The 5,229-nt window shown below is 66.4% G+C and carries 8 protein-coding genes; 1 reads left to right on the forward strand and 7 read right to left on the reverse strand.

Going from position 1 to position 5,229, the window contains the following annotated elements; genetic code table 11:
* Positions 1-100 precede the first annotated feature (100 nt).
* The 5 genes from VIB55_RS02020 to VIB55_RS02040 form a co-directional block, all read right to left on the reverse strand.
* Positions 101-535: a hypothetical protein gene (locus tag VIB55_RS02020; protein WP_331874993.1), complete on the reverse strand. Its 435-nt coding sequence runs from the start codon at positions 533-535 to the stop codon at positions 101-103.
* An 8-nt stretch (positions 536-543) separates the two neighbouring features.
* Positions 544-1,800, reverse strand: a complete 1,257-nt coding sequence (locus tag VIB55_RS02025; RefSeq protein WP_331874994.1) for a DUF6973 domain-containing protein — start codon at positions 1,798-1,800, stop codon at positions 544-546.
* 377 nt (positions 1,801-2,177) lie between these two features.
* On the reverse strand, positions 2,178-2,582 hold the full coding sequence (locus VIB55_RS02030) for a hypothetical protein (RefSeq protein ID WP_331874995.1): 405 nt from the start codon (positions 2,580-2,582) through the stop codon (positions 2,178-2,180).
* Positions 2,583-2,668: 86 nt separating this feature from the next.
* On the reverse strand, positions 2,669-3,196 hold the full coding sequence (locus VIB55_RS02035; protein ID WP_331874996.1) for a hypothetical protein: 528 nt from the start codon (positions 3,194-3,196) through the stop codon (positions 2,669-2,671).
* Between the two features lie 52 nt (positions 3,197-3,248).
* A complete protein-coding gene (locus VIB55_RS02040) occupies positions 3,249-3,755 on the reverse strand; it encodes a GNAT family N-acetyltransferase (RefSeq protein ID WP_331874997.1) in 507 nt (168 codons plus the stop codon).
* A gap of 208 nt (positions 3,756-3,963) precedes the next feature.
* Here VIB55_RS02040 and VIB55_RS02045 point away from each other — a divergent pair, with 208 nt between their 5' ends.
* The gene (locus VIB55_RS02045) at positions 3,964-4,488 is read left to right on the forward strand and encodes a hypothetical protein (RefSeq protein WP_331874998.1); all 525 of its coding nucleotides are present in this window, start codon (positions 3,964-3,966) and stop codon (positions 4,486-4,488) included.
* On the opposite strand, the gene VIB55_RS02050 is transcribed toward VIB55_RS02045, so the two are convergent.
* Together VIB55_RS02050 and VIB55_RS02055 are read right to left on the reverse strand one after the other, a co-directional pair.
* Entirely contained in the window at positions 4,485-4,979 is a 495-nt protein-coding gene (locus tag VIB55_RS02050; protein WP_331874999.1) for a TspO/MBR family protein, read from the reverse strand. The genes VIB55_RS02045 and VIB55_RS02050 overlap by 4 nt on opposite strands.
* A gap of 34 nt (positions 4,980-5,013) precedes the next feature.
* The coding region (locus VIB55_RS02055) for a hypothetical protein (protein WP_331875000.1) at positions 5,014-5,229 on the reverse strand (216 nt) is incomplete at its 5' end.

The following is a 5,229-nucleotide window of genomic DNA, read 5'->3' on the forward strand; positions in this document are numbered from 1 at the left end:
GCGGTCCCATCCCACACCGCTGGCGTGAACTGGGCAGATAGAAAAACGCCCGCGCTTCGAGTAGCTGAAGCACGGGCGCAGGAACAACGGAGGTGTAGCTTCAGGGTGCCGCGCGCGCGACCGCGGTCAGGCGGTGGGAGCCTATCGGAAACTCGATAGCGTTATGCCCCGGCCAGTTGGGTACTTCCGGGAAGTCTACGATTTCGCCAATCTGCACGAACTCGGTCGAGACCACCACGTGGTCGCCAGCTTTGAGGTTCAATGCGTCTGTCTGCGCCTTGAGCGTGGACGTGTTCACGGATACAACGCGGTTCACGTTGTGGGGATCGCTGGCGTAGCGGACCCGGTCGACGATGAGGTTCTGCCCTTCGCTCTCGATGCGGCGGACGATGACTTCTTCTGCCGCAAGGCCCACTTTCTCCGGCATCGGCCCGCGGTATCCGCCAGTGATCTCGGCGAGGTCACACCCGGAGATCGCGACGGCCAGCACGCCCACCAGGAACGCCGCGCGCCTTCCAATCGATTGAAATCTCATCGTCTCACTCAAGGCTTGAAGTAGATGTAGCCCGCATCCGGCACCGACGCTTCACGTTGCCAGGCCTGCTCGGTCGTAGGGCCGTTTTGCCACTCCGGGATGTACACTCCATTTCCGGCCGGGTAGTTGATATAGTCCCGGACACGCGTGGCCCACTCGCGCCAATCCCACCGATCCCAAAGCCAATGGTTCCGGAACTGCTCATAGCGATGCGTGCGGCCAATGTCATTGTTGTGCAGATCCATTACGTGCGTTGCGCCGAAGCTGTTGCTCTCGTGATCATCCGTCACCGCCTTGGTTACCGTTTTTCCAAGGTACCGCCTGAGCATGACGCTCAAGTAGATATGCCGGAAAGCGTCAGCCTGATCATCGTTTTTGTTGAACGACGGGAAGAACTCCGCTGTCTTAGCCACCGCACGTTGCACCGCCTGCTTGGCCCTGAAATACTTATAGCCGGCCATGCCCAACCCCATCACTGTCGTCAGGATGGTCTCAGGGACCACCTGGGGGGTAACATCGTTGCCATTGGGAAATTGCACCTCCCCGACCGAAACAATCTCCGTTCCGCCGCCCCCACCGCCACCACCCCCACCACCGCCACCACCGCCACCACCGCCCCCGTCCGTCGGCTCCCCCTGGTACGTGCCAGCAGCGAGCGATTCGTAGTAGTAGATCTCCTCGATCCCCGCTGGGTCAAGCTCCAGCGAGTCGATCTCCATCTGAATTGTGGGGATGCTGCTGTCGTCGGGAACAGCGAATTCCTCCTGACCAGACCAACTTGCATCGGCGCACGTGAGAGAGGTGTCCGCGCACGATTCAGCGGGTTCTATCGTCATTGGCAGGGCCGAGCCTTCACCGGCCGCACCGTACTTCCTCTCGTACTCACGCATGGCACGCTCGTACTCAAGCCAGGCGATGCGGTTTTGCCGTTGCTGCTCCGCGGCTTCGCGCATCATCCCCGAGTGCCCACGGTCAGGATAGAGCTGCCGAAGGCGGCGTTCAATGTACTGCTGATACTTCGGGTCCTCGGGACTAAGCGACGTGAGCCCCGGATTTTTGTGGATGTACTCGCGATACAGGATGTAGAGCACGGCCGCCGGATATTTTGGACCGTCGTATCTGAGTGTGGGTTCCTGCGGCGGTTCCGGCCGGGTTGTATTCTGCTGGACAACCGAGCTGGAGAGATCCGGTGCTCCGGCGGAGGGCTCAGCGGGGCTGTCGCACGCAATCAGGGCGATGAGCCCAAGAAGCGTTCCCACCTTCATGATCCCACTTCGGACGGACGCGCTCAAGATGGAGATTTGTGCTTCGTGCCTCATCAAGTGAACCCTTCGGGGTTGTATTGGGAACTGCGGTGAGGGACCGCCGCCAAGGCTAATGAACGATGAATCGCACAAAAGTTCGTACGACGATGTAAAACAATAGTGCCTGCCCGTGAGGAGTGCAACTACTGTCCCAACCGGAACGGCCCAATACCTCCCATCCCCGGCTGCGGTTCCGAGGACGTCCGCGGAGCGTCAGCCATTGCTCGCGGGTTCGATGTACGCGCGGGTGTGCGGTAGTGCGCCTCGCCGTCAACCGCGCGCATGACGACCGTCACCAGCGGATCGCGGGCCAGCCGCTGGACGGCGTCGGCGTGACGCTACATCTCGCCCTGGCGCAGGTCGATCCGCGTCTCAGGCCGGTTCGCGCGGGTTTCCGAGAACGGAACGGTGGCCTGGCGGATGGCGAAAGGCCCGCCGGCGGGGCCTGCCTGGGCCTTGCACTCGAACTGGAGCGCCGCGACCTGGCGGCGGAACGACCCGTACGGAGCCTCCAGTTCGATGCGGTAGTTGGCCTGTGCGTCCACGCGGGCGCTGTTTCCGAACGAGGGCTCCGAATGGTCCGCACGGAAGCACTGCACCCAGACCCGGCCCGCGTAGTTGGGTCCGGTGAGCACCTGCACGTGTCCCGTCACCGTGGCGTAGCCGTCGGGCTTCTCGGGGGCACCGAAGGGGCAGGCGTTCAGAACGAGGCCCAGGGCAGAAAGGCCGGCCGTGCGGATCATTGGATGACGTCGTCGGAGGGCCATGGAGGTGGATGGGAATGCGGCAGGCCGTCAACGCGCGAACGTCCCGATCCCGGACGCGGGCGTCAGGCGGCCGGCTCGATGTCCACCAGCGTCCATCGCCCCTCCTCGTCGAGCTCGAAGCCGATCCGGGCGCCTCCGCACGTCACCACGTGCGGTCCGTATTCGTCGCTGCCCTCCGGCTTTTGCGTGAGCGGGCCCAGGAACGCCTCGATCCGGGCGCGCGGCGTGTCGGCGGCCACCTCCCACAGCGTTCCGTCCGCGAACCGAAAGCTGAGCCTGGACGGCTGAAAGTCCGGGTACCTGCCCAGTTCCGTGTCGCCGAGATTCACCTGGAAGTAGCAGGTAAACAAGTTGATCCGGCCATGCTTGTCGGGCCACACCTCCAGCCCCAGCGGCGCGAAGTCCCACTGGAATATGCGCTGGGGCCGAGGATTGCCCGGCCTGCCAAGGGCGCGCAGCGCGGACATCGGCGCACCGAGCGGAATGCCGTTCAGCTCGCCCCGGCTGATGTCGAAGACCAGTGGGGCCGGCCGGCAATCGGGCCAGTCGTCGGTGGGGTCCTTCCGGCGAAAGAGATCGAACAGCGCCATTCTCGCCCGTCCGTGAGAATCGGTGAACCAGGTCGGGAGACGTTCAGCGCCGTCAGGACCAGTCCGCCCGCGTGATCCGGTAGTGCGCCAGGCGGCGTTCAGGCGACCACTTGGGATACTTGTTGGGCACGATCCCCTCCAGGCGAAAGCCGGCCTTTTCGAGCACGCGGCGCGACGCTCCGTTCTCCAGCAGCGGATAGGCGTTCACCTCCGCCAGGCTCAGCCACCCGAAGGCGAAGTCCACCGTCATGACGCACGCGGCGGTGGCGTAGCCGCGGCCCCAGTACGGCACGCCCACCCAGTAGCCCAGCTCCGCAGACCCGCCGGGCCCCTCCACGTCTCCCACGCCCACCACCCCCGCGATCTCGCCGTCCTCCACGCGCATGGCGAACACGTGTTCCTCGCCGGCCTCGCGCCTGGGCAGCAGGTCCGCGATCCACCATGCCGCGCCGCCGTCCGGGTACGGCTCGGGAAGGGTGGTCGTGGCCGTTACGAGCGGATCGCGGGCCAGCCGCTGGACGGCGTCGGCGTGGTCGGGGTGAATGGGCTCGAGGCGCATGGGGGATCGCTGCTGCGGCTAGGTGCGGGCGAATGGGATCGGCCGTCGTGGAAGCCGAACGACGGCGGGTTAGGGATGGATTAGCGGGGCCACGGGCGGGGTTCGGAGGGGCAACCCTGGCCGGGTGCGCCGGGCTCGTACTCGTCGGTCCCGGCACACGGCCGGGCGCCGATCCGAAACGTACAACGCCCAGCCGGATATCGCGACCATGAAGACGCTTCTTCTCGCCGCCCTGCTCAGCACCGCCGCCGCGGCCCCCCGCCCCGCCGACGTGCCCGCCACGCCCCCCGACTTCACCGGCGCGTGGACGCTGGACGAGGCCCAGAGCACCGGACTGCCGCCGTACTACGCCGAGATCCGCAGCCACCGCCTGGCCATCGAGCAGAACGATTCGCAGCTCCGCGTGGGGGTGGAGATCGAGAACGCGGACCCCGAGCCGCTGAAGATGGAGTTCCTGTACTCGCTTTCCGGCGTGGAAACCGCCACCCAGACCCCCATTCGCACGCCCAACGGAAACATGGTCGTTCCCACGCGCCTCAAGGCCACGCGCGCGGACGACGGGCGCATTCACATCACCATCACCCGCGAGATCCAGATGCGCGACCGCACGGTGACGGGGGTGGTCGACGAAGTGTGGGAGATGCGCGCGGACGGTGCGCTCGTGGTGCACCGCGTGGACACGATGCCGGACGGCCGGGAAATGCGCGCCGACATGGTGTTCGTGAAGAGCTAGCCCAGCAGGCCGGGGTTCAATCGCCAGACGGCAAAGGTGAGCGCCGTGGCGAAGCCCACCCACAGCAGGTACGGAAGCAGGAGCACTCCCGCCAGCGGCCGGATGCGCCAGAACGCCGCCGTGGTGAGCGCCACGAGCACCCACAGCAGCACCACTTCGCCAAGGGCCAGCGCGCCCCGGCGCCAGGCGAAGAAGAGCCAGCTCCACAGTGCGTTCGCGGTGAGCTGAACCACCCACAACGAGAGCGCGGTCCGTGCACCCGCACGGCCGCGCTCTCGCCACACCAGCCACGCGGCGACCGCCATCATCAGGTACAGCACCGTCCACACGGGCCCGAACAGCCACCCGGGCGGCGCCCACGCGGGGCGCACCAGCTGCGCGTAGAACGAGGCGGCGTTCACGCTCGCCCGCTCCCCGATCGCCGCCGCCGCGAAGGCCGCCAGCAGCCATCCAGCGAGCCCGGTCCATTCACGCCGCGTGGAACTCGCCATCCCGTCCCATCCTCCTGATCCAGTCCCCGGCCCGCTACTCGGGGCCGGCGCGGTCGAATCCGCTGTAGTCGATGGTAAAGGTGGAGCTCGCCCCGAGCGCGGCCACCCGCCCCACCCCCTCTGCACGAGCGGAGCCGCCGCCGCGCGCCGGCAGCCGCAGGGTGCTCCCGGCGATCTCACGGTTCTCGTATACCATGTAGGTCGAGGCGAACGGGCGGTCGCCGCGCAGGTACTCGAAGTCCACCCGCCG

The sequence above is a fragment of the Longimicrobium sp. genome (assembly GCF_036554565.1).
Lineage (GTDB): Bacteria > Gemmatimonadota > Gemmatimonadetes > Longimicrobiales > Longimicrobiaceae > Longimicrobium.